Source organism: Phocaeicola faecicola, assembly GCF_013618865.1.
Lineage (GTDB): Bacteria > Bacteroidota > Bacteroidia > Bacteroidales > Bacteroidaceae > Phocaeicola > Phocaeicola faecicola.
Map to the genome: position 1 here is coordinate 1 of NZ_JABSOE010000174.1, position 575 is coordinate 575.

Consider the following 575-nt stretch of genomic DNA (forward strand, 5'->3'; position numbering starts at 1 on the left):
ATCCCAGAACATCCGTGTAAATCGCTTCAGGGCAGACTGCGGTTCCTGCTCGAAGGAAATCGTCAGTGAGATAGAGAAGCATTGCAAACATTTCTACATCCGTGCCAACCGATGCAGTTCGCTCTACGATGACTTGTTTTCACTGAGGGGATGGAAGACGGAGGAAATCAACGGCATCCAGTTTGAACTCAATTCCATTCTTGTTGAGAAACGGGAAGGCAAGTGCTATCGTCTTGTCATTCAGAGACAAAAGCGCATGGATGGAGAGCTTGACTTGTGGGAAGGTGAATACACCTACAGATCCATTCTTACCAACGATTATGACTCATCAACAAGAGACATCGTCGAATTTTACAACAAGCGTGGGGGCAAAGAGCGTATATTCGATGATATGAACAACGGATTCGGCTGGAACAGGCTCCCCAAGTCGTTCATGTCAGAGAACACTGTATTCCTTCTGCTTACGGCATTGATACACAATTTCTATAAGACCATCATTAGCAAGCTTGACACCAAGGCTTTCGGGCTCAAGGAAACGAGTCGCATAAAGGCTTTTGTCTTCAGCTTCATCTCCG

General features: G+C 46.1%; 1 protein-coding gene. It reads left to right on the forward strand.

The genetic code is table 11. The features are described 5' to 3' along the window. The coding region (locus H3001_RS19225) for a transposase (protein WP_181215807.1) at nt 1-575 on the forward strand (575 nt) is incomplete at both ends.